Annotated in this window: 21 protein-coding genes; 14 read left to right on the forward strand and 7 right to left on the reverse strand. The window is 67.0% G+C overall.

Features of this window, described 5'->3' with window-relative positions; all coding sequences use genetic code 11:
• The first annotated feature begins 104 nt into the window (after positions 1-104).
• The 11 genes from BLQ70_RS01635 to BLQ70_RS01685 all read left to right on the forward strand — a co-directional run bounded on the left by BLQ70_RS01635 (position 105) and on the right by BLQ70_RS01685 (position 10,157).
• Positions 105-1,445: a branched-chain amino acid ABC transporter permease gene (locus BLQ70_RS01635; protein ID WP_061964062.1), complete on the forward strand. Its 1,341-nt coding sequence runs from the start codon at positions 105-107 to the stop codon at positions 1,443-1,445.
• 42 nt (positions 1,446-1,487) lie between these two features.
• Positions 1,488-2,732, forward strand: coding sequence for a threonine ammonia-lyase (locus BLQ70_RS01640; protein ID WP_091855551.1), 1,245 nt, complete (start codon positions 1,488-1,490; stop codon positions 2,730-2,732).
• Between the two features lie 58 nt (positions 2,733-2,790).
• Positions 2,791-3,264 carry an RDD family protein gene (locus BLQ70_RS01645; RefSeq protein ID WP_170843278.1) on the forward strand — a complete coding sequence of 158 codons (474 nt, stop codon included), beginning with the start codon at positions 2,791-2,793 and terminating at the stop codon, positions 3,262-3,264.
• A gap of 114 nt (positions 3,265-3,378) precedes the next feature.
• The gene (locus BLQ70_RS01650) at positions 3,379-4,143 is read left to right on the forward strand and encodes an arginyltransferase (protein ID WP_091855553.1); all 765 of its coding nucleotides are present in this window, start codon (positions 3,379-3,381) and stop codon (positions 4,141-4,143) included.
• Between the two features lie 112 nt (positions 4,144-4,255).
• Positions 4,256-4,903, forward strand: coding sequence for an RraA family protein (locus tag BLQ70_RS01655; protein WP_061965481.1), 648 nt, complete (start codon positions 4,256-4,258; stop codon positions 4,901-4,903).
• Between the two features lie 30 nt (positions 4,904-4,933).
• Positions 4,934-5,248, forward strand: a complete 315-nt coding sequence (locus BLQ70_RS01660) for a UxaA family hydrolase (RefSeq protein WP_091855554.1) — start codon at positions 4,934-4,936, stop codon at positions 5,246-5,248.
• The gene (locus BLQ70_RS01665; protein ID WP_244511871.1) at positions 5,245-6,441 is read left to right on the forward strand and encodes a UxaA family hydrolase; all 1,197 of its coding nucleotides are present in this window, start codon (positions 5,245-5,247) and stop codon (positions 6,439-6,441) included. The genes BLQ70_RS01660 and BLQ70_RS01665 overlap by 4 nt, the downstream gene beginning before the upstream one ends.
• 81 nt (positions 6,442-6,522) lie before the next feature.
• Positions 6,523-6,891, forward strand: a complete 369-nt coding sequence (locus BLQ70_RS01670; RefSeq protein ID WP_091855555.1) for a hypothetical protein — start codon at positions 6,523-6,525, stop codon at positions 6,889-6,891.
• A 36-nt stretch (positions 6,892-6,927) separates the two neighbouring features.
• The gene (locus BLQ70_RS01675) at positions 6,928-8,289 is read left to right on the forward strand and encodes a PepSY-associated TM helix domain-containing protein (RefSeq protein WP_091855556.1); all 1,362 of its coding nucleotides are present in this window, start codon (positions 6,928-6,930) and stop codon (positions 8,287-8,289) included.
• 154 nt (positions 8,290-8,443) lie between these two features.
• Positions 8,444-9,466: a DUF2336 domain-containing protein gene (locus BLQ70_RS01680; protein ID WP_091855557.1), complete on the forward strand. Its 1,023-nt coding sequence runs from the start codon at positions 8,444-8,446 to the stop codon at positions 9,464-9,466.
• Positions 9,467-9,557: 91 nt separating this feature from the next.
• A complete protein-coding gene (locus BLQ70_RS01685; RefSeq protein WP_091855558.1) occupies positions 9,558-10,157 on the forward strand; it encodes an outer membrane protein in 600 nt (199 codons plus the stop codon).
• Between the two features lie 157 nt (positions 10,158-10,314).
• On the opposite strand, the gene parC is transcribed toward BLQ70_RS01685, so the two are convergent.
• From parC to BLQ70_RS01700, 3 genes are all read right to left on the reverse strand, one after another.
• Positions 10,315-12,561, reverse strand: coding sequence for a DNA topoisomerase IV subunit A (parC, locus tag BLQ70_RS01690; RefSeq protein WP_091855559.1), 2,247 nt, complete (start codon positions 12,559-12,561; stop codon positions 10,315-10,317).
• A 121-nt stretch (positions 12,562-12,682) separates the two neighbouring features.
• Positions 12,683-13,444 (reverse strand): DNA repair protein RecO, encoded by a 762-nt coding sequence (recO, locus tag BLQ70_RS01695; RefSeq protein WP_091855560.1) that lies wholly within the window; start codon positions 13,442-13,444, stop codon positions 12,683-12,685.
• Positions 13,445-13,509: 65 nt separating this feature from the next.
• On the reverse strand, positions 13,510-13,893 hold the full coding sequence (locus BLQ70_RS01700) for a tautomerase family protein (RefSeq protein WP_091855561.1): 384 nt from the start codon (positions 13,891-13,893) through the stop codon (positions 13,510-13,512).
• 112 nt (positions 13,894-14,005) lie between these two features.
• Here BLQ70_RS01700 and BLQ70_RS01705 point away from each other — a divergent pair, with 112 nt between their 5' ends.
• Complete coding sequence (locus BLQ70_RS01705) at positions 14,006-14,845, forward strand: LysR family transcriptional regulator (RefSeq protein ID WP_091855562.1); 840 nt, start codon at positions 14,006-14,008, stop codon at positions 14,843-14,845.
• A 112-nt stretch (positions 14,846-14,957) separates the two neighbouring features.
• Here the strand turns inward: BLQ70_RS01705 and BLQ70_RS01710 are convergent, their stop codons facing one another.
• The 3 genes from BLQ70_RS01710 to BLQ70_RS01720 form a co-directional block, all read right to left on the reverse strand.
• Positions 14,958-17,168: a RelA/SpoT family protein gene (locus BLQ70_RS01710; protein WP_091856134.1), complete on the reverse strand. Its 2,211-nt coding sequence runs from the start codon at positions 17,166-17,168 to the stop codon at positions 14,958-14,960.
• 186 nt (positions 17,169-17,354) lie between these two features.
• On the reverse strand, positions 17,355-17,744 hold the full coding sequence (gene rpoZ, locus BLQ70_RS01715) for a DNA-directed RNA polymerase subunit omega (RefSeq protein ID WP_061964096.1): 390 nt from the start codon (positions 17,742-17,744) through the stop codon (positions 17,355-17,357).
• 102 nt (positions 17,745-17,846) lie between these two features.
• Positions 17,847-19,556, reverse strand: coding sequence for an ATP-binding protein (locus BLQ70_RS01720; RefSeq protein WP_091855563.1), 1,710 nt, complete (start codon positions 19,554-19,556; stop codon positions 17,847-17,849).
• A 213-nt stretch (positions 19,557-19,769) separates the two neighbouring features.
• On the opposite strand from BLQ70_RS01720, the gene BLQ70_RS01725 reads away from it, so the two are divergent.
• Together BLQ70_RS01725 and acpS are read left to right on the forward strand one after the other, a co-directional pair.
• The gene (locus BLQ70_RS01725; protein ID WP_091855564.1) at positions 19,770-20,519 is read left to right on the forward strand and encodes a pyridoxine 5'-phosphate synthase; all 750 of its coding nucleotides are present in this window, start codon (positions 19,770-19,772) and stop codon (positions 20,517-20,519) included.
• 69 nt (positions 20,520-20,588) lie between these two features.
• A complete protein-coding gene (gene acpS, locus BLQ70_RS01730) occupies positions 20,589-20,990 on the forward strand; it encodes a holo-ACP synthase (RefSeq protein WP_061964102.1) in 402 nt (133 codons plus the stop codon).
• A 107-nt stretch (positions 20,991-21,097) separates the two neighbouring features.
• Here the strand turns inward: acpS and aqpZ are convergent, their stop codons facing one another.
• Complete coding sequence (gene aqpZ / locus BLQ70_RS01735) at positions 21,098-21,811, reverse strand: aquaporin Z (RefSeq protein WP_061964104.1); 714 nt, start codon at positions 21,809-21,811, stop codon at positions 21,098-21,100.
• Positions 21,812-21,880: the final 69 nt, after the last annotated feature.

A 21,880-nucleotide genomic window follows, 5' to 3' on the forward strand; every position in this document is an offset into this window, starting at 1 on the left:
AAAGCGTCTTCTCGTCATACGGTCCCGTGTCTGCGGCGCAAAGCTGCGCGCTGCACCGCCCACGGGATGACAGCGCGCCCCGGCAAGCGCTACCGTCGCCCGGCATGCGCCCGCTCCTCCTGTCGATTCTGGCCGTCGTCACGCTCGCCCTCGCGGGCTGCGGCAGCGATTTCGATACCGACCAGATGCGGCTCTGCCGACAGGCGATCCCGCCGCTCAATCCGCCGAACGCCCGTATAGAGATCGAACGGACCACCAACGGTCCGGTGCCGCGGGCGCTGCGGCTGTTCTACCGGGTCGAGCTCGGCGACGGCCTCTCGCGTCATCGCAGCATCGACTGCCTCTTCGCCGGCGAGGGCAGCGGGCCGAGCCGCGGCGCGCTTGTCGGCATCGCTTCCGATGGGCGGCCGATGGCCGATGCGAGCTTCTATCTGCTGCGACGCTTCTATCTGGAGGATCGGGCGTCGCCGCCGCCGGACCCGGCCGAACCCGCTGCCGAGACGCTGCCGGCGATCCCGGCCGGCCTCGCCTACGGCCTGCAGCAAGGCCTGAGCGCCCTGCCCTCTGCCGCGATCTACGGCATGCTCGCGGCGGCCTATGCGCTTGTCTACGGCCTGACCGGGCGGATCATCCTGAGCTTCGGCGAATTCGCTGCGCTCGGCGCGCTCGCCTCCGTCGTCGGGGTCGCGCTATTGCTCTCGCTTGCGATCTCGACGCCCATCTCGGGCCTTGTCGTCGCCTTCACCGTCGCGATCGCTGTCTGCGCCCTGCACGGCTTTGCCATGGGCCGCTTCGTGCTGCGTCATCTCGAACGCGCCACCGGCCAGCAGATGCTGATCGCCACGATCGGGCTCGCCATCGCGATGTCCGAATATCTCCGGCTGGCGCAGGGGCCTGAACTGCGCTGGCTGCCGCCGGTGTTCAACACACCGATCGCGCTGGCGCATGCCGGCGATTTCGTGGTCACGCTGAATCCGCTCGCGCTGGCACTTGCCGCCATCGGCCTTGGTGCCACGCTCGGCGTCGTCCTGCTGATCCGGCGCACCGCCTATGGCCGCGCCTGGCGGGCGGTGTCGGACGATGCGAAGACCGCCGCGCTGTTCGGCGTCGATGCCCGCGCCGTCCATGACGTCGCCGTCATCATCGCCTGCGCGGCCTGCGGCATCGCCGGCGTCATCGTCACCGCGATCTATGGCGGCATGGGCTTCGCGGGCGGCTTCTCGCTCGGCCTGAAGGCACTTGTCGCGGCGATCCTCGGCGGCATCGGCTCGGTCAGCGGGGCGGCGCTCGGCGGCCTCTGCATCGCCGCCTTCGAGGCGGTCTGGTCGGCGACGCTGCCGATCGAGCAGCGCGACCTTGCCGTCTATTGCCTGCTCGCCATCGTGCTGATCTGGCGCCCCGGCGGCTTTTTCGGCGATGGCGAATTGACGCCGCGACGGGTGTGAGGCCTGTTCTCCTCCTGCGTCGACCGGAATCGAGACCCGAGCATGAGCGAGAGCTTCGCGATCACCCCTGAGGATATCGACGCAGCCGCCGGTCGGATCGCGGGGCATGTGCTGCGCACGCCGCTGGTGCCGGCGCCGCGCCTGTCGGAGCTCACCGGCGCGACCGTACTGGTGAAGCACGAGAACATGCAGGCGACCGCCTCGTTCAAGGAGCGCGGCGCGGTCAACAAGCTGCTCTCGCTGAGCGAGGCCGAGCGGGCGCGCGGCGTCATCGCAATGTCGGCGGGCAACCATGCCCAGGCCGTCTCCTACCACGCCAGGCGCTTCGGCACGCCTGCGACGATCGTGATGCCGGAGACGACGCCGCTGGTGAAAGTCGAGAACACCCGCGCCCATGGTGCCCGCGTCGTGCTGCATGGCGAGACCCTCTACGAATGCGCCGACAAGGCTCACGAGCTCGCAGGCAGCGAGCAGCTCACCTTCGTCCACCCTTATGACGACGCGGCGGTGATGGCGGGGCAAGGGACGATCGCGCGCGAGATGCTGGCCGACGAGCCCGATCTCGACGTGCTGGTCATCCCGCTCGGCGGCGGCGGGCTGATGGCCGGCAACGCGATCGCGGCCAAGGCGATCAAGCCGGGCATCGAACTGATCGGCGTCGAAGCCGCGCTCTACCCGTCCTTCTTCAACGCCGTGCAGGCGCAGGACAAGCCGATCGGCGGGCCGACGCTGGCCGAAGGCATCGCAGTCAAGACCGTCGGCCAGCTCGCCCTGCCGGTGATATCGAGCCTCGTCGGCGACATCGTCCTCGTCGGCGAGGACCTGATCGAGCGCGCCGTCAACGCCTATGCGAGCCTTCAGCACAGCCTGGCCGAGGGGGCGGGCGCGGCGGGCCTTGCTGCGATGCTCAAGGAACCGGAGCGCTATGCCGGTCGCAAGGTCGGACTCGTGCTCACCGGCGGCAATATCGACACGCGCCTGCTCGCAGCGATCATGGTGCGCGAGCTGGAGCGCGAGGACCGCATCGTCGCCTTCCGCCTGACCACCAGCGACCGGCCGGGCCTGCTCGGCCGGATCGCGAGCCTGCTCGGCGAGGAAGGCGCCAATATCCTCGAGGTCAGCCATGGCCGCCTCTTCCTCGACGTGCCCGCCAAGGGCGTCTCACTCGACGTCACGGTGGAGACGCGCGGGGCAGCGCATTCGCGCGCGATCGAGGATGCGCTCGCCAAAAACGGCTTCGCACCACGGCGGATTCTGCCGCGCGGTCTTGCGGAACCGGCCCGTTGATCAAACATTATCTCCCGGGCGCCAATTTCCCGCGCGCCGATGGAGGATCGAAATCCCGATGAGCGATACCCGTCATGGCCAGCCGCCGATCACGGCGCTGGAGCCGCGTCCCTACCAGAACGTCAGCGGCGTTCTCGGCTCGCGACTGTTCGCCTGGCTCGTCGACATCGTCGCGTTGTTCTTTCTGGGCTGGCTGGTCTTCTTCCTGCTGTTCGCGCTCGGCATCGTCACCTTCGGCGCGACCTGGCTGCTGATTCCGATCGCCACGGTCGCGACTGCGCTCGGCTATGCCGCGCTGACGATCGGCGGGCGCAAGCAGTCGACCTGGGGCATGCGCATCGCGGGCTTGCGGGTCGAGACCGCTTCCGGCGGACGCCCCGACGGGCTGGCCGCTGCCGTGCATGCGCTGCTGTTCTATGTCGCGGCCGGCACCTTCCTGCTCTGGCTCGTCGACGTCGCCTGCGGCTTCGCCCGCGCGGACCGGCGCATGGGCCACGACCTGCTGACCGGACTGGTCGTCGTGCGCGCCTGACCGGTTGAGCCAGATCAAAAAGCCGAGAACCGCTTCCCGATCGGCCGCGCCGCGCTTGTTGCCGGTGCGGCCGATGCTACATTGAAGGTGGAAGCTTCCGGGGAGCCAACCGACGTGACGCGCCCATTGCGGGATGCCCCGCAATTCTACCTGACCTCGCCGACCGCGTGCCCCTATCTGCCGGGGCGCGAGGAGCGAAAGGTGTTCACGCACCTCGTCGGTTCGCAGGCGCGCGAGCTCAACGACGTGCTCTCGCAGGGCGGCTTCCGGCGCTCGCAGAGCATTGCCTACCGGCCGGCCTGCGAAATCTGCCGGGCTTGCGTCTCGGTCCGGGTCTGCGTCGACGATTTCCGCCTGTCGCGTAGTTTCCGCCGGGTGCTTGCACGTAACAGCGACCTGATCGGCGAGGCCCTGCCGCCGCGGCCGCGCTCCGAGCACTATTCCCTGTTCCGCTCCTATCTCGACGAGCGCCATCCCGATGGCGGCATGGCGACGATGTCGGCGCTCGATTTCGCGATGATGGTCGAGGACAGCCATGTCGAGACCAGCCTGATCGAATACCGCCGCCGCGGCCCCGATTCCGGCTTCACCGGACGCGGCGAAGGCGATCTCTTCGCGATGGCCCTGACCGATACGCTCAGCGACGGGCTCTCGATGGTTTATTCGGTCTATGACCCCGGTCTGGAGCTTCGCTCGCTCGGCACCTTCATGGTGCTCGACCATATCGCCCGGGCGCGCCGGCTCGGCCTGCCTTACGTCTATCTCGGCTACTGGGTCGAGGGCTCGCCCAAGATGGCCTACAAATCGCGCTTCCTGCCGCAGGAGCGCCTGATGCCGCAGGGCTGGGAGCGCGTCGACCACAACGATTCAACCGATTGAAACGCATTCGCGACGCGCGGAAAACGCGCTTGCCGCGCCTCGCTCCTCCCGACACTCTATCGCTAGCGGCCCGGCAGCAGATCCGCGCGACAGGGGCCGAACCGGAGGAATGATGAGCCAGGAACTGACCGACAGGCTGGAGCGCTGCTATACCGGCATCATCCACGACACGATGCGGGCGATGGGCCTGAAGGACTTCGTCCTGCCGCCGGAACTGCGCCCGCTCCTGCCCGGCCAGAAGCTCGCTGGCCCCGCCTTCACCGTCGAGGGCAAGACCGGCGAGTTCGACGCGCATGAGACGCTGCTGGGCTGGACCGGCCTGCTCTCGGCCGCCAAGCCCGGCCATGTCTGGGTCTGCCAGCCGAACACCAACGAGATCGCGCTGATGGGCGAGCTCTCGGCCGAGACGCTGAAGAACAAGGGCGTGCGCGGCTGCGTCATCGACGGGCTCTCGCGCGATACCGAGTTCATGGTCGAAATGGGCTTCCAGGCCTATTTCAAGGCCTATACGCCGCGCGACATCGTCGGCGCATGGCTGCCCAAGGCCGTGGACGAGCCGATCAAGATCGGCGAGGTCTGGATTCGGCCGGGCGACTACATCCTCGCCGACCGCGATGGCGTCGTCCGCATTCCCGTCGAGATCATCGAGGAGGTGCTGGACAAGTCGGAGACGGCGATCTCGGCCGAGAACAAGGTCCGCACCGCGATCCTCGCCGGCACCGATCCGCAGAAGGCCTATCTGCAATACGGCAAGTTCTGACGCGATCCCTCCTTCGAAGGGCGGCTCACCATGACCCACGATCCGCGCCTCATCCTGCTCGACCCGCGCGACAATGTCCTCGTCGCGCGGGTTCGGCTGAAAGCCGGCGAGAGCGTCGAGACCGGCGCCGGCCCGGCCGCGCTCGACCGCGACATCGCGCTCGCCCATAAGGTCGCGCGGCGCGCCATCGCCGCCGGCGAGAAGATCCTGAAATACGGTGCGCCGATCGGCGTCGCGACCGAGGCGATCGCGCCGGCCGCGCATGTCCACGTCCACAACATGCGCAGCGACTACACGCCGACCTATCATCTCGAAGACGAACGCAAGGCGGGAGCCTCGGTATGAGCGCGATGCGCGGCTATCTCCGGTCCGATGGACGCAAGGGCATCCGCAACACCGTCGCGGTCGCCTATCTCGTCGAATGCGCCCACCATGTCGCCCGCGAAATCGCCCTGCCCTGGCGCGAGGAAGGCGTACACGCCATCGGCTTCCCCGGCTGCTACCCGAACCCCTATGCCGAGCGGATGATGGAGCAGCTCTGCACCCATCCGAATGTCGGCGCCGTGCTGCTCGTCTCGCTCGGCTGCGAGAGCTTCAACAAATACGCGCTGGAGCGGGTGGTGCGCGCCAGCGGCCGCCCGGTGAAGACGATCATCATCCAGGGCACGGGCGGCACCCGCGCCTCGATCCGCGAGGGCCGCGCCTGGGTCGAGGAGCAACGCACCCTGCTCGATGCACAGGAGACCGTGCCGATGGCGGTCTCCGAACTCGTGGTCGGCACGGTCTGCGGCGGCTCGGACGGCACCTCCGGCATCACCGGCAATCCGGCAGCAGGCAGAGCCTTCGACCAGCTCATCGCGGACGGCGCAGCCTGCATCTTCGAGGAAACCGGCGAATTGATCGGCTGCGAGCACATCATGGCGGCCCGCGCGATCACACCTGAACTTGGCCTGGAGTTGGAGAAATCCGTGGCCAAGGCAGCGCGCTACTACGCGACGCTGGGCTATGGCTCCTTCGCCGCCGGCAATGCCGAGGGCGGGCTCTCGACCATCGAGGAGAAATCGATGGGCGCCTATGCCAAGTCGGGGGCCTCGCCGATCTCCGGCCTGATCAAGCCCGGCGACGTGCCGCCGCATGGCGGGCTCTATCTGCTCGACGTCGTGCCGGATGGCGAGGTCCGCTTCGGCTTCCCCAATATCAATGACAATGCCGAGATCGCGGAATTGATCGCCTGCGGCGCGCATTGCGTGCTGTTCGTGACGGGGCGCGGCTCGGTCGTCGGCTCGGCGATCTCGCCGGTGGTGAAGATCTGCGCCAACCCGGAGACCTATCGCCGGATGTCCGAGGATATGGACGTCGATGCCGGGCGCATCCTCGAAGGCCGCGCCGGGCTCGACGAGGTCGGCACCGAGATCCGCGATCTCGTCGTCTCGCTCGGCCAGGGCGGTCGGACCAAATCGGAAGAACTGGGCCATCAGGAATTCATCCTGACCTACAAGAGCTTCGAGCCGCTCGGCCCGGCCTGCCTGCCGGCATGAGCCGAGGCGCGTCACGAAGCCCGCTTCCGCTGGTCGAGCGGATTGGCTAAGCCTCGTCCCATGACGGGAACGGCGGGACGGATGAACTGGCGGAGGAGCGCGATCGCGCTCGTCGCCGTCTATGTCCTCGTGCTGCAGACGACGCTGGTCGCGCTTGCGGCCGGCTTGTCGGCGCAGCCCTCCGCCGGCCTCGTGCATCCGCTCTGCGCGCCCGGCCAGACGGCCCCGTTCGACCCGGCTTCCGATAGTGGCGGCGCGAAACTGCCCGATTGCTGCGCGACGCTGTGCCTGTCGGCGGCAATCGCCTTGCCGCCACCATCTCCGGCTGCTGTCTTCGTGGCGCGCCGGCCCGCCGTCGCATTCGCCCGCCATCTGCCGTCCGAGCAAGTCTCGGCGCCGCCTGCGCCGGGCTATCCGCTCGGTGCCCGCGCTCCCCCTCTCCCGGTCTGAAGCCCTTCTCCCTTCAGCTCAGACCAGGATTTATCCATGACAATCGTCTCAACGGCGACGGCCGCGCCCGAACGCGCGGGCCGACCAGTCGCATCCGTCTATCGCGCCGTCTGGCGCTGGCATTTCTATGCCGGCCTGATCACCCTGCCCTTCCTCATCCTGCTGGCCGTGACTGGCGGGCTCTACCTGTTCAAGGCCGAGATCGACGGCCTGATCCATCGCGACGTCAAACAGGTCGAGGCCCGCATGACGGGCGAGCGGCCGCCCAGCGAAATCGTGACGCAAGCGGTGAAGGCCTTCCCCGGCCAGGCCGTGAAATATACCCCGCCGGAAAGCGCGACCGCCTCCGCCGAGGTCACCATCCGCGACGCGGGCGGGACGCGGATGGTCGTCTATGTCGATCCCTACGATGCCCGCGTTCTCGGCCAGATTCCGGACAAGGGCACGGTGATGTGGGTGATCCGGCAGATCCACAGCCTCGCCTATTTCGGGCCGGTCGCGAACGGGGCGATCGAGATCGCCGGCGGCTGGGCGATCCTGCTCGTGCTGACCGGCCTCTATCTGTGGTGGCCGCGCAAGCAGAGCGGCGGCGTGGTCACGGTCAGGGGCAAGCCGCGCCAGCGCGTGTTCTGGCGCGATCTCCATGCCGTGACCGGGCTCGTCGCCGGTGGCTTCATCCTGTTCCTGGCGATCACCGGCATGCCCTGGTCGGTGCTGTGGGGCAACAAGGTCAACCAATGGGCCAACGGCCATAATTTCGGCTATCCGGCCGGTGTCCGCGTTGCCCTGCCGATGTCGGACGAGCATCTCGCCCATGTCGCACCGACCACATGGTCGCTGGAGCAGGCCAAACTACCGGTATCGCAGGTTGCAGGGGGCGAACCGATCGGCCTCGACGCCGCCGTCGCGGCCTTCGACCGTCTGGGCCTGACCCGCGGCTATGCCGTCAATCTCCCGGGCGGTCCGGGCGGCGTCTATACCGGCTCGGTCTACCCGAAGGACATGGCGCTCCAGCGCGTCATCCATCTCGACCAGTATAGCGGCAAGCCCCTGATCGACATGAGCTATGCTGATTACGGCCCGCTCGGCAAGGCGCTGGAATGGGGCATCAATGTCCATATGGGCCAGGAATTTGGGCTGGCGAACCAGCTCGTGCTGCTGGCTGCCTGCCTGGCTATCGTCCTGCTCTGCGTCTCCGCGCTGGTGATGTGGTGGAAGCGGCGTCCGCAAGGGTCGCTCGGCGTGCCGCCGCTGCCTGCGGAGAAGGCGACGCTGCGGGGGGTCGTCGCACTGCTCGCCATCGGTGGGCTCGCCTTTCCGCTGGTGGGGCTGTCGCTCATCGTCATGGTCGCGGTCGACGGTATTCTGGTAAGAAAAATGCAACCTATAGGTGCATAAATGAAGGAGCCTGCCTCTCCGAGCGGCAGGCCTCCACGGTCTGAACAACGGGGCACCATCGCCCCGTTGTTCAGATAAAGAGCGTTGTCGCCTTAAGAGTAAATCAAGCCGGACCTGCGCAGAGTGCTGCCACTGCTTTGCCGTGGGAGCCATCATGCTGCGTAACCTGACCCGGATGCCGGCGGAGATGTCGTCGGATTCGCGCCGGCAGCTTCTCCATGCCGTCACGGACCTGTTCCTGCTCGACCACGACCCCAACGAGGCCGCGAAGGAGCATTACGGGGAGATCGCGACGGGCTCGCTCGGCCATCTCGGCGACGAGGATCGCAAGGGCTATGCCGACCGCGTCGCCACCATGCCGACCCTGCCGCATAATGTCGCCGTCACGCTCGGCGGCGACAGCAATGCCGAGGTCGCGCGGCTGGTGCTGTCGCTTTCCCCGGTCCTGACCGATACCGACCTCGCCGCCATCGCCGTCAGCCAGTCGCAGCAGCACCTCGTCGCCATCGCCGAGCGTGCGCGCCTGTCCGAGGGCGTCACCGACATCCTGGTCGAGCGCGGCGACCAGAAGGTGCTGCACACAGTCAGCGCCAACGAAGGCGCGGCCTTTTCCGACCGCGGCTTCGACCGGCTGCTCGAACGCGGCGAGGGCGACGCCGCCATTACCGACGCGCTCGCCCGCCGTTCCGATCTCGCGCCGAACCGGGCCCAGCGCGTATTGCGGATCGTCGAGCAATTCTCTGACGGCGGCGGCGCGGCGCCTGCCTCGGACGCGAATGTCTCGCTCGCCCGGCAGGCCCGCCAGCAACGCCTCGAGGTCAAGCTCCTGCTCTCCGACCTCGCCGCCAAGGTGCGCGAAGTCGACGACGTGCTCACCATGCTGGCGGACGAGGATCGCGCCTATCACCTCTCGCAGGTGCTCGCGGAAATCGGCGGCATCTCGATCGAACAGGCGCTGCGCGTGCTGATGCAGCGGGATTCCAGCGGCATCGCAGTCGCCTGCCGCTCGCTCGGTATCGGCTCCACCGCCTTCCGCGCCATCCTGCAATTGCGGGCACGGCGGCTCTATTTCTCCTCCCGCGACGTCGACGACGATGTCGACGCCTATGACAAGCTCGACCTCGCGACAGCGGAACGCACCCTGCGCTTCCTCAAGCTCAGGACCAAGATCGCCTGAGCCGCAGCCGGGCCCGGCCACAAAACCGCGACATTCGCCCCGCTCCATGCTAGCTTCCAACGGGGCACGCTGTCGCGAGGACGCTTTCGACGTGAGATTTCCGCTTCTTTCCGCCGCGACGCTCACCGCCTTGCTGGGAGCGGGCGCATCGGCTGAGGCGCAGGCGCTCCTGCCTCTCTCCGGCTTCGCGCCGCTGCCCTCCTTCGCCTGGGACCAGCCCAGCCTCTCGCCGAAATGGGAGGGGTCCTATGCCCGAATCTCCTCGGGCTTCCAGGTCACCAGCGGCAAGCACATGCGCACCAGCGCCGGGCCGACGATCGGGCTTGAAGCCGGGACGATGCGGCGGGAAGGCAATTTCGTCTATGGCATCGCCGGCGCGATCGACTACATGCCGGCCATGGGCGGCTACGGCTATCCGAGCTTCGGCAATGCCGCCTATACGCGCGACCTCGCCGGCGCCTTCAAGGTCAAGGCCGGCGTCCTGGTGACGCCTGACGTCATGCTCTACACCACGGTCGGCATGAGCGCGGCCAACGAGACCTGGCGCTTCGGCGCCACCAATTTCTCCTCGCCTTTCAGCCGCAGCAGCATCGCCGTGCGGCCCGAGGCCCGCGCCGGCGTGCTCTGGGCCGTCACCGACAAGATCACGATGGGTCTCGAAGTCGGCGTCGTCGGCGAGGCGATCCGCTGAGGATTTGATTCAGGCGGTTACGGGATTGATTCCGCTTTCTCGCATAAGCTTTTGATCTGGCGTCGTTCTCGGGCTTGACCCGAGAATTTCATGCCGGGAGTGCGCTGGTTTCCGAGATGCTCGGGTCAAGCCCGAGCATGACGCGGGCGCCTCTCCCTCATCCCCCGAACGTATTGCTCTTCGGGAAGCCCTTGGGCGGCAGGCGGCCGGCTTCGGCGCGGTGGCCAAGCCATTCCAGCAGGTCGGCCTGCGTCACCGTCCAGGTCCGGCCGGAAGTGTCGAGCCAAGTCAGCCCCTCGGCAAGGTTGAAGGTCTTCGCGTCGGAGAGGCCGCCATCCTTGTAGCGCTGCAGGCGCACGCCCTTGCCGCGGCCCATCTCCGCGACTTCCGAGATCGGGAAGCAGAGCAGTTTGCGGTTCTCGCCGATGATCGCGACATGGTCGCCATCGGCCGGCACCGCCAGCATCGCGACCGTCTTGCCATCGACATTGAGCACCTGCCGCCCTTTACGGGTATTGGCGACGACATCGTCGGCCGGCGCGACGAAGCCCCTGCCCTCGCTCGTCACCATCAGGAGCTTCGAGCCCGGCTTGTAGGGGAAGGCAGAGACGATCTCGGCCGTCTCCTCCAATTCGATCATCAGGCGGATCGGATCGCCGAAGCCGCGCCCGCCGGGGAGCTTGGAGGCATCGAGCGTGAAGACCTTGCCGTTCGAGGCGAGCACCAGCACCTTCGCCGTGGTCTCGGTGAAGAAGGCGGTCTGGAGCGCGTCGTCGCCCTTGAAGGAGAAGCTGGAGCGGTCCTGGACATGGCCCTTCAGCGCCCTGATCCAGCCCTTCTTCGAGATCACGACCGTGATCGGCTCGCGCTCGACCATGGCCTGGGTCAGGTCGATATCGGTGGTGTCCGGCATGTCCGCGAAATCGGTGCGGCGTTTGCCGATCGCCGTTTCCGGGCCGAAGGTCTTCTTCACCTGGCGGATATCCCAGGCGATCGTCTTCCACTGCGTCGCCTCGGAAGCGAGCAGGCCTTCGACCTGCTCCTTTTCCTTGGTCAATTCGTCGAGCTCGGTCTTGAGCTGCATCTCCTCGAGCTTGCGCAAGGCGCGCAGCCGCGTATCGAGGATCGCGTTGGCCTGCACTTCCGTGAGCTCGAAATACCGCATCAGCTCGATCTTCGGCTCGTCCTCCTCGCGGATGATTTTGATCACCTGGTCGAGGTCGAGATAGACGATCAGCAGGCCGCGCAGGATTTCGAGGCGCTTGTCGATCTGGCCGAGCCGGAAGCGCGAGCGCCGCTGCAGCACCTCGCGGCGATGGTCGAGCCAGGCACGCAAGGCTTCACTGAGCCCGAGCACGCGCGGCACCAGCCCGCCGGTCAGCACGTTCATGTTCATCGAAATACGCGCTTCGAGCTCGGAGAGCCGGAAGAGCGATTCCATCATCAGGTTGGGATCGACATTGCGGGCGCGCGGCTCGATGACGATGCGGATGTCTTCGGCGGACTCGTCGCGCAGGTCGGCGACCAGCGGCAGCTTCTTGTCGTTGAGCAGTTCGGCGATCTTCTCGATCAGCCGGCCCTTCGAGACCATGTAGGGGATCTCGGTGACGACGACCTGCCAGGCACCACGGTCGAGATCCTCCTTCACCCAGCGGGCGCGGGTGCGGAAGGCGCCGCGCCCGGTGCGGTAGGTCTCCGCCATCGAGGCGCGGGTCTCGACGATGATACCGCCGGTCGGGAAATCCGGGCCGGGCACGAAGGTCATGAGCTGTTCGGAAGAGGTTTCCGGATGCTGGATCAGGTAGAGCGCGGCGTCGCAGAGCTCGGCCGCGTTGTGCGGCGGGATCGACGTCGCCATGCCGACCGCGATGCCCTGCGAGCCGTTGGCGAGCAGGTTCGGGAAGGCGGCCGGGAGCACGACCGGCTCCTCGTCCTCGCCATTATAGGTCTCGCGGAAATCGACCGCGTCCTCGTCGATGCCCTCGAGGAGGAGCCGCGCGACCTCGGTCATGCGCGCTTCGGTGTAACGATAGGCGGCGGCGTTATCGCCGTCGATATTGCCGAAATTGCCCTGCCCGTCGACGAGCGGATAGCGCTGGGCGAAATCCTGCGCGAGGCGCACCAGCGCGTCATAGACCGACTGGTCGCCATGCGGGTGGAACTTGCCGATGACGTCGCCGACGATGCGGGCGCATTTCTTGTGGACCTGGCCGGGGTCGAGCCGGAGCAGCCGCATCGCATGCAGGATGCGACGGTGGACCGGCTTCAGGCCATCGCGCGCATCCGGCAGGGCGCGGTGCATGATGGTGGAGAGCGCATAGGCGAGATAGCGCTCTTCGAGCGCCGATTTCAGATCGATGCGCTCGGCTTCATCTTCCGGCGGCGGATCGACCGGTTTGCCCATGCTGCGTCAGCCCTCGTCTCGTCGTATTTCGCGCGGTCTCTATGGCACAGCGCGAGTCGCCCCGCCAGAACAATGCAGGTACGAAGCGGCCCGCGCAAACGCGGAAGCCGGTATTTCGCGCTTAGTCGGTGGATGATTCGACCGAGGGCGAATTCGCCGCAGCGCGCGTCGCCAATTCGACCAGTCGCGCCCGCTCCGGAGGCTCGCGCAGACCGCGCGGCTCCAGGATGTGGCGGCGCAGGAAGAAGCCGGTCAGGGCGAAGCCCGCGAGGATATCGGCCGGCGAAGGGCGGCGCCCGCCCTGCCCCTCGACGAGAAACGCCGGCAGCTTCAACAGGCGATCGAGATAGGGTTGCGCTGCCCGCCGGCTGACGGCCTTGCCGGATTTCGGCGAGACATGGCTGAGATCGTCAGGCGAGCCGGTGACGGCGCAGCGCGCCAGATCGAGCCCGAAGCCGAGTTCGGTGAGCATCGCCAGTTCGAAGCGGATGACCAGGGCCGGTGCCATCTCCGCCTCGTCGAGATGGGCGACGAGAACGGAGAGCCCTTCATGGAGGCCGGGATGCGGATCGCGCTCCGGCAGGAGGCGCAGCAGGCCGGTGATCGTGCCGAGGCCGTAGAGCGCGACCGGCGCGGCGATCAAGCGGGCAGCGTGAGAGGTCAGGAGCTCGACCTTGTACTCGCCGAGATGCTCGTCGAGCCGGGCGCGCCAGGTCAGCGAGACATGATTGCCTGGCTGGAGCGAGGCTTGCGCCTTGGCCGAGCGCCCGCCCCTGACCAGACCGAGATGGCGGCCGTGCCCGCGCGTCATCACCTCCAGGATCACGGCGCTCTCGCCATGAGCCTTGAGGCCGATGATCGTGCCCTCGTCGGTCCATTCCATGAGGACAGGATTTAGGGCAGGAGCGCTTCGGAGGGAACCGCGGGCTGTCTATACGCGCAGCGCCTTCAGGCTACGTATTGCGCGATGCCGCCGCCAAAGGACCAGTCCTCGCGCTTGACCTCGACGAGGTTGATGAAGACGTCGTCGGGCCTGAGGCCTGGTTCGCGGGCGAGGTTCGCGGCGATAGCCGCATAGAGCTTCTTCTTCTGCGTCACGCCGCGGGTATTGGCGACGGTGAGCTGAATGATCACCAGGCTCTCGCTGCGGTTGAAGCCGAAATAGTTGGCGTCGAAGACGAACTCGTCGGCGTCGTGCTGGTGGACGATGGCGAAGAGGTCCTTCTCGGGAACCTCGAAGGTCTCGCGCAGCGCCTTGTAGACGCCGTCGACGATGGCGGCGGGCTCGGAGGCCGGGCGGCCACGGCGCATGGAAATCCGGATCAGGGGCATGGCTCGTTTCCTTGTCGAGGCGCGACAGCGCCTTTCGAGGGCAACCCTAGGCCAGCTCCCATGATCTGAAAACAACATCTATCTCTATATCAATGATATGGTATCATGATGTATGACTTCACTGGATATCGACGCCGTCGCCTCCTTCCTGCGCGCGGCCGAACTGAAAAGCTTCACCCGCGCCGCCGAGGCGCTCGGCACCACGCAGTCGCTGATCAGCACGCGCGTGAAACGGCTGGAAGACGGGCTCGGCCGTTTGCTGCTGCAGCGTCATCCCCGGCTCGTCCGCCTGACGGCCGAGGGCGAGCGCTTCCTGCCTGCCGCGCGCGACTTGCTGGCGGCGCATGGCAAGGCGCTCTCGGCCTTCACGGTGGCGCCGGAGCATATTGCGGTCGGCATCAGCGAACAGGCTGTTGGTGCCGAGGTTCCCGCGGTGCTGGCGCGCCTGGCCGCCCATGATCCCGGCATCGTCATCAATCTCAGGATCGAGCCGTCACGGGCTCTGGAGGAGGCATTCGAGCGGGGCGAACTCGATGTCGTGGTCGTCCGCCGGCTTGGGCCGGGCCGCACCGGAGAGGTCCTGCGCAATGACGCCGTCGGCTGGTTCGCGGCACCTGATCTCGTAAGGCAAGCCGACGCGCCGGTGCCGCTCGTCAGCCTCGTCGCCGAATGCCGCCTGCGCCGGCACGGCATGGACGCGCTCGATCGCGCCGGCATCGCCTGGCGCGAGGCCTTCGTCGGCGGCGGCATGGCGGCGGTCGCGGCCGCCGTTCAGGTCGGGCTCGGCATCTCGCCGCTGGCCGCGCGGATCGCGCCGACGGGAAGCGTGGATGTCGGTCCGGGTTGGGGATTACCCTCGCTCGGCGGATCGCAGGTCGTCCTCAGAAGCAATGTCGCGACGCCACGCGCGGGCGCCTTCGTGCGCGAGTTGGCGGCGGCGTTCCGGGGATAAACCCGTCATTCTCGGGCGCCGCACAAGCGGCGACCCGAGAATCTCATGACCAGCTAGCTCTGGTTTCCGAGATGCTCGGGTCAAGCCCGAGCATGATGGCGTTGGCAGCGCTCTACCCGACCACGCGCTCCACGCGGCTGATCACGCGCTTCTCGCGGAGCTCGCTGATGATGGCCGAGAGGTGCTTCAGGTCCCAGACCGTGAGGTCGATGGTGACGTCGGTGAAGTCCGGGTTCGGCCGGTTCATCGAAACGGAGTCGATGTTGCCGTCATGCTCCGCGATCGTCGTGGTGATCTGGGCGAGCGAGCCGGGCTCGTTGATCGACTTCAGGGCGATGCGGGCCGGAAAGCGCTGCGGCGCCTTGTCGTCCAGATCCCAGCGGACATCGAGCCAGCGATCGGGCTCGTTGTCGAAGGCGGCGAGCGCCGGCGACTGGATCGGATAGATCGTCACCCCCTCACCCGGCGTCAGGATGCCGACGATGCGATCTCCCGGCACCGCCCCGCCCTGCGGCGCGAAGCGCACCGGCAGGTCGCCGCCGAGACCGCGAATCGGGATGGCAGTGTCCGGCTCCTCGCCCGGCAGTTTGAACTTGAGGTTCTCGCCCTTGCGCAGTTCGAACCAGCCCTTGCCATCGGCAGCGGCGCCCGGCTTGCCCTCAGTCGAGACGCGCTTTTCCGGTTCGAGATCCGGGTAGACCGCCTTGACCACGTCGCCCGAATACATCTCGCCGCGCCCGACTGCTGCCAGCACGTCGTCCACGGTGTTGCGGGCGAGACGCTTCAGCGCCGCCTTGAGCTTGTCGTCCGAGAAGGCGCGCTCGGCGCGCGAGAAGGCGCGTTCAAGAATCTGGCGGCCGAGGCCGGCATATTGGCGGCGGACCGCGGTGCGGGTGGCACGGCGGATGGCGGCACGGGCCTTGCCGGTGACGACGAGCGATTCCCAGGCGGCCGGAGGGGCCTGCCCGTCGGCACGGGTGATCTCGACCTCGTCGCCGTTCTGTAATTCGGTCAGCAGCGGGGCGATGCGGCCGTTGATCTTGGCGCCGACGGCGCCGTTGCCGACATCGGTATGGACGGCATAGGCGAAGTCGATCGGCGTCGCGCCGCGCGGCAGGGCGATGAGCCGCCCCTTCGGCGTGAAGCAGAAGACCTGGTCGTGGAAGAGCTCGAGCTTGGTGTGTTCGAGGAACTCTTCAGGGCTGTCGCCCTCGGCCAGCAGATCGACGGTGCGGCGCAGCCATTGATAGGCGCGGCTCTCGTCAGCCAGGCTGATCGGCTCGCCGGCCCGGCCATCCTTGTAATGGGCATGGGCGGCGATGCCGTATTCGGCGATGCGGTCCATGTTGTCGGTGCGGATCTGCAATTCGACGCGGCTGTGGCCGGGCCCGACGACGGTCGTATGGATCGAGCGGTAGTCGTTCTGCTTGGGCGTCGAGATGTAGTCCTTGTAGCGGCCCGGCACCATCGGCCAGGTCATGTGGACGATGCCGAGCACGCGGTAGCAATCCTCCGGCTTCGCGACGATGACGCGGAAGCCGAAGATGTCGGAGAGCTGCTCGAAGGAGACGGATTTCCGCTCCATCTTCTTCCAGATCGAATAGGGCCGCTTGCGGCGCCCGAAGACCTCGGCCCGGATGCCGCTGGCGGCGAGCTTGCCCTTCAGGTCCTCCTCGATCTCGCCGATGACCTTGCCCTCCCGCACCGTCACCTCCTCCAGCCGCTTGGTCACGGTGGCATGGGCCTCGGGCTTGATGTGGCGGAAGGAGAGTTCCTCCAGCTCCTCGCGCAGTTCCTGCATGCCCATCCGCCCGGCGAGCGGGGCGTAGATCTCGATCGTCTCCTCGGCGATGCGCAGGCGCTTCTCGGGCGGGACGAAATGCAGGGTGCGCATATTGTGCAGCCGGTCGGCGAGCTTGACCAGCAGGACGCGGATATCCTCGGCGATGGCGAGGAGCAGCTTGCGGAAATTCTCGCCCTGCGCCGCCTTCTTCGAGACGAGATCGAGCTTCTTGATCTTGGTGAGACCATCGACCAGCCGGCGGATATCCGGCCCGAACATGCTCTCGATCTCTTCGAGCGTCGCGGTCGTGTCCTCGACCGTGTCGTGCAGGACGGCCGCGACGATGGTGGCATCGTCGAGCTTGAGATCGGTCAGGATCGCCGCGACTTCGAGCGGATGCGCAAAGAACGGATCGCCGGAGGCGCGCTTCTGCGTGCCATGCGCGCGCATGGCATAGACATAGGCCCGGTTGAGCAGGTCCTCGTCGGTATTCGGATTGTAGCTCCTGACCCGGTCAACGAGCTCGTATTGCCGCATCATGCCCATGCGGGCCCCAGCCTCATCCTGCGATCATTGCAACACATTATTATTTGCACAGGCATTGGCGGCAGCAAGGCGTTTTCCGGAAGGGGGCCATGAAAAAAGCCCGGCACTGCCGGGCTTTAGCGGGAAACGGTGAACAATCGATTCACATTCGATCAGCGCACCGGATTTCCTGACCGAGGATCAGTCCTCGTCGTCGGCGCTCTCGGTCGGCGGCACAAGGCCGTCGAGGCCGCGCAGAAGGTCTTCTTCGCTCATCCGGTCGAACTGGACTTCGCTGTCGGGCGTCGCAGCGCTGGTGGGGCTGGCGAGCAGCGGAACGGTCTCCAGCTCCGGCTCATCGACCTCGACATGCTTCTGCAGCGAGTGGATCAGGTCTTCCTTCAGATCCTCGGGCTTGAGCTTCTCGTCGGCGATCTCGCGCAGTGCGACGACGGGATTCTTGTCGTTGTCGCGGGTGACGAGGATCGACGAGCCCGACTGGATCATCCGCGCGCGGTGGCTGGCGAGCAGCACCAGCTCGAAGCGGTTCTCGACCTTGTCGATGCAGTCTTCAACGGTAACGCGAGCCATGGCCGGCTTCTTCCGATCTCAGCGATGCAGGGAATGGATTGAGCACGGCCTTACAGGCAAAGCCACAGCGATGCAAGAATTTCACTCGCCGCCGGCGCCGTGTCAGGAGCCCATGCGGCGCACCATGTCGTCCAGTGTCGGTTCGAACCGGCTCGTGACCTCGCCGCCGCGCGCGCCCATCGCCGGCAGCTCGTGCGGCTTGAGCTCGGCGAAGCGCATCCGCATCGTGGTGGCGACGCCCTCGCCGAAGGCGATCGCCTCGCGATTGCCGATCGAGGACAGGAAATTGATCGTGCTGGCGGAGGCGTCGGAGATCGCCGAGCGAATGATCTGCTGGTCGCGCTCGTTGGCCAGCCGCATCGCGAAGATGGTCGAGCATTGCGACAGGATGGTCGGATCGAGCTCGCCGGGGCGCTGCGTCACGATGCCGAGATAGGCGCCGTATTTGCGGCCCTCCTTGGCGATGCGGGCAAGGGCCTGGCGCGTCGGGGAGAAGCCGAGCGAGGGGTCCGAGGGGACATAGCGATGCGCCTCCTCGCACAGCACCAGAATCTCGCAGGCGCCCTGACTGGCGGTGGCGAGATCGAAGGCCAGGCGCGACAGCACCGAGGCCACCGCATTGACGACCTCGCCCGGCAAGCCGCCGAGCTGGAACGCCGTGATCGGCCGGCCATGCATCGGGATGCGGAAGATCTGGGCCAGGATCGGCGCGACGGTCTCGTACATGTTCGCCCGCCCGAACATGAAGCGGTAGCGCGGATCGGCATGCAGCGATTCCAGCCGCACCTTGAGCGAACGCAGGGCCGCGCGGGGCCAGCGCTGCTCGTGCAGGCCGATCAGCTCGTCGATGACCGTGAAGACGTCCTTCAGCCGATAGGGGGTGACCGCATCGACAGGCCCGACCTGCGGTGTATCGGCCGACTGGCGCGCGATGCCGAGATCCAGCGGACGCTTCAACAGGCTCGAGCCGAGATCGCGCGCCCTATCCTGCGCATTGGGCATGCGGTAACGCGCCCGCGCGGCCGAGACGACCTCGCGCAAGATGTCCGGCTCGTCGTCGAGGGCGGCGCGCGCCCGAAACACGACATCGGCCAGCTCATCCTGCTTGAACATCCAGAATGGCAGATCGAGGCTTTCGCCGTCGATGGTCAGGGCGAGGTCGGGAAAGGCGCTGGAATATTCGTTGTGCGGATCGAGGATCAGCACGCGCAGGCGCGGCCGGACGGAGACGGCGCGGCGCAGCAGCAGCGCAACCGCGCTCGACTTGCCGACGCCGGTGGTCCCGACCAGGGCGAAATGGCGCGAGAGCATGTCCTGGACGCTGACGGTCGCAGGGATGCTCGCGTCCTGCGTGACATGGCCGATCTCGACGCCGGCGCGGTCGCCGAGGTCGTGCACGAGCGCGAGATCGCCGGAGCGGATGCGATGGGCGATCGCGCCGATGGGCGGAAAGTTGCTGATGCCGCTCTGGAAACGCAGCCGGCCCTCAGCGCTTTCCAAGACCTCGCCAAGAAATTCCACCTCGACCCGGATCGGGTTCTCCTCCGCCTCGCTCCAGGCGTCGTCGACGGCCTGCAGCTTGTAGACCAGCGCGACGATGCGGCTCGAACCCAGGTTGATCGACACCATACGGCCGATGGCCCAGGCATCGGCCGCCAGCCAGTTGCCGGTCGAGACCGCGCTGAGGATCGTGGCACGCGAGCCGTCGCAAGCGATGACGCGGCCGAGCGCCCGATCCGGCGGCTGATGGCCATCGCGCCTGTCCGGCTGAACATCCGTGTGGAAAGTCGCGTTCTTCAGTGGGAGTTGCATCGGCCCGATTGAATTCTGCAATGTCGGATGTCGACGTTACGGAGTTCCGGTTACGATTACCTTCACGCGGAGCGTTTATTCCGCTTCATCGAATGGTAATGGTTCGGCACGCTTTCGGACCGATCACAATTCGTGAGCCCGGCATCACAATCCCTGCATTGAGCCGGTGCGCTGCTTTCGTCTAAGCAGGACGCAAGAACACAGGGGGGCATCATGGCCGATCGGCTGCGTCTTGGCATCAATATCGACCACGTCGCCACGGTGCGAAACGCGCGCGGAGGCGCCCTGCCCGACCCGCTCCGGGCGGCGCATCTCGCGATTGCCGCCGGCGCGGACGGCATCACCGCCCATCTGCGCGAGGACCGGCGCCATATCCGCGACGCCGACATGGAGCGCCTCGCCACCGAACTGACCAGGCCGCTCAATTTCGAGATGGGCGCCACCCCCGAAATGATCGCGCTGGCGGAGCGGCTGAAGCCGCATGCGGCCTGCCTCGTGCCGGAGAAGCGCGAGGAGCGCACCACGGAGGGCGGGCTCGATGTCGTCGGGCAGGAGAGCCACCTGACGCCGGCGATCGCCCGGCTGAAGGCGGCCGGCTGTCGCGTCTCGCTGTTCATCGAGCCGGACGAGGCGCCGATCGCAATGGCCGCCAAGCTCGGCGCGCCGGTCATCGAACTGCATACCGGGAGCTGGTGCCATGCCGTCCTGGATGGCGAGGCAGCGAAGGCGAAGGTCGAGTTCCAGCGCCTGGCGGACGGCGCCGCCCTGGGCGCGAAGCTTGGCCTCGAGGTCCATGCCGGGCACGGGCTCGACTACGACACGGCCCGTTCGCTCGCCCGGGTACCGGCCTTCGTCGAGTTCAATATCGGCCACTTCCTGATCGGCGAGGCTATCTTCATCGGCCTCGAAGCGGCGATCCGTCGGATGCGGCAGGCGATGGACGAGGGGCGCGCCGGGGGCTGAACGACCGCTCCCGCCTTTTCAGCTCCGGAAGCGGTTCCTGTCGGGCGAAAAGCGCGCTACATCGCGAGCATGATCCTCGGCATCGGCTCCGACCTCTGCGACATCCGCCGGATCGAGCGCTCGCTCGAACGGTTCGGCGATCGTTTCACCGAACGCGTCTTCACCGAAGGCGAGCGCACGAAATCCGATCGTCGCGCGACCCGTGCCGCCTCCTATGCCCGACGCTTCGCCGCCAAGGAGGCCTGCTCGAAAGCGCTGGGCACCGGCTTGCGCGCCGGTGTCTTCTGGCGCGACATGGAGGTGGTCAACCTGCCGGGCGGACGCCCGACGCTGCGCCTGACCGGAGGCGCCGCCGAGCGGCTGAAGGCCATGACTCCACCGGGCCATGAAGCCTTCGTCCATGTCTCGCTGACAGACGATCCGCCTTTGGCGCAAGCCTTCGTGGTGATCGAGGCCCGGCCGGTCGCCTGAGGCACCCTCGTTTCGTGCGAAAGCCGCCGCCATTCCGGGGCACCGCATCGCGATGCGCCCGGGACGACGACGGCTTTCCTTGAGGCTCTACCTGCCTGCCCGGCCGCTCAGCGGCCGGTGATTTCGCCTTCCGGCTCGTTGCTCAGCCAGCGATAGATCACGCCGCCGAGCACGCCGCCGATCAGAGGCGCCAGCCAGAACAGCCAGAGCTGCTGCAGCGCCCAGCCGCCGACGAAGAGCGCCGGGCCGGTGCTGCGGGCCGGGTTCACCGAGGTGTTGGTCACCGGGATGCTGACGAGATGGATCAGGCAGAGACCGAGGCCGATCGCCAGCGGGGCGAAGCCGGCCGGCGCCTTGCCATGGGTCGAGCCCATGATGATGAAGAGGAACATCATGGTCATCACGACTTCCATGAGGAAGGCCGAGACGAGGTTGTACTTGCCGGGCGAATGCTCGGCATAGCCGTTCGAGGCGAAACCGCCGGCAAGATCGAAGCCCGGCGCGCCGCTGGCGATCTGATACAGAACGGCCGCCGCCACGACGGCGCCGACCACCTGCGCAATGATATAAGGAACGACCTGCCCCGCCGGGAAGCGCCCGCCGGCCGCGAGGCCGACCGTCACTGCCGGGTTGAGATGGCAGCCGGAGATATGGCCGATCGCATAGGCCATCGTCACAACCGTGAGGCCGAACGCCAGCGAAACGCCGAGCAACCCGATACCGACATTCGGAAATCCCGCGGCGATGACCGCGCTGCCGCAACCCGCAAAAGTCAGCCAGAACGTGCCGATGGCTTCGGCGGCTAATTTCTTCGTGCTCATGAATGATTCCCCCATTGACGCGCAATCGTGATGCTGTTGGCGAAAATCCGGGCCGTCAATCTGTGTCCG

It is taken from the genome of Allobosea robiniae (assembly GCF_900102525.1).
GTDB lineage: Bacteria > Pseudomonadota > Alphaproteobacteria > Rhizobiales > Beijerinckiaceae > Allobosea > Allobosea robiniae.